Source organism: Saccharothrix sp. ST-888 (assembly GCF_000955975.1).
In the GTDB taxonomy this organism is placed as follows: Bacteria; Actinomycetota; Actinomycetes; order Streptomycetales; family Streptomycetaceae; genus Kitasatospora.
On sequence record NZ_JYJF01000266.1, the window covers coordinates 1 to 1552 of the forward strand.

Annotated in this window: 1 protein-coding gene; it reads left to right on the forward strand. The window is 69.1% G+C overall.

What is annotated here, in order from left to right:
* Positions 1-125 precede the first annotated feature (125 nt).
* A complete protein-coding gene (locus UK12_RS32525) occupies positions 126-1538 on the forward strand; it encodes an IS4 family transposase (RefSeq protein ID WP_063838366.1) in 1413 nt (470 codons plus the stop codon).
* The last annotated feature ends 14 nt before the right edge of the window (positions 1539-1552 follow it).

The window sequence follows — 1552 nt, forward strand, 5'->3', positions numbered from 1 at the left end:
GCAATGCCGCGAAGTTACGGCTGCTGCGGCGCTGTCAAGCGGTTCGTTGAAGCTGGTCCCAGCGGGCAGGGCTCCTGCTAGGAGAGGAAGTCGACCAAGACGACTCTCCCTGTGCAGGAGCCCTGTTGACCTCCCATTCTGGCAGTTGTCCCGCCGCTGATGTCTATGCTCCGGGACATCTTGGTGCGCTCACCCGGAAGATCCCGCCGAGTCTCGTCGATGACGTGCTCGAAGCAACGGGCCGCCGCGAACGCCGCGTGCGTCTGCTGCCGGCCCGAGTGGTCGTGTACTTCGTGCTCGCCATAGCCCTGTTCAGCACCGACGGCTACCACGGGGTGTGGGCCAGCTTGGTCAAGGGGCTCGGCGGCGTCACCGCGCGGATGCCGTCCACGCCCGCTCTGTCCCAGGCCCGTGCCCGGCTCGGGGCGGCTCCGATGGCCGAGCTCTTCGCCCGACTGTCCGGCCCGGTGGCCACCACCGCGACTCCGGGGGCGTTCTGGCACAGTCTGCGTCTGATGGCCTGGGACGGCCTGCACCTGGAGGCGGCGGACAGCCCGGCCAACGCCGCCGCCTTCGGCTATCTCCACGCCCGCCGCGGACGCTCCGGATTCCCCCTGGTCAGGCTCGCCGCCCTGGTGGAGTGCGGCAGCCGCGCAATCCACGAGGTGGCCTTCGGCGCGTACATCACCGCGGAGAAGACGCTCGCGCAGCGCCTGCTGGGCGGCCTGTGCCCGGGCATGCTGCTGCTCGCCGACCGGAACTTCGACGGCTATGAACTGTGGGGCCAGGCCCGGGACACCGGCGCTCACCTGCTGTGGAGGGCCAAGGGGGTGCGAATTCTGCCCCGACTGGTACCGCTGGCGGACGGCTCCTACCTCTCCGTGCTGCCCGACCGCAACGGCCGCGGCTACCGCACCGCCAACGGGCACCGGGTCCGCGTCATCGAGTTCCACCTGACGGTGGCCACCAGCGACGGCGCCAGCCGAACCGAGCACTACCGCCTGCTGACCACGCTCATGGACCCCCGCCGCCATCCCGCCGACCAACTCGCGGCCCTCTATCACCAGCGCTGGGAGGTGGAGATCGCGTTCTTCGGGCTGAAGGTGACCTTGCGAACAGCAGACCGGGTCCTGCGATCACAGCACCCGGAAGGCATCGAGCAGGAGATCTACGCCTATCTGACCGTCTATCAGGTCCTGCGTCGGGTATCGCATCACAGTGCTCGCCGCGTCGACGTCGACCCGGACCGGGTCTCCTTGACGGTGGCGCTCCGCGCCGCACGGCACAGCGTCATCGCGGCCGACCACGCCTCACCCGGCACCCCGGAACAGACCTTCCACCACCTGCTGACCAGCGAACTCCTACCGCCACGGCGTGCGGACCGCGTCAGCCCCCGTGCGGTCAAGCGCCCAGTCTCGCCGTTCTCCTACAAACAGGTCCATGCTCTCCGCGAGAGCCGAACGTCCAGACGTGCGACCTACACAGTCCACCTCCGCGAACCCTCCGCCGACGCCTTGACAGCGCCGCAGCAGCCGTAACTTCGCGGCATTGC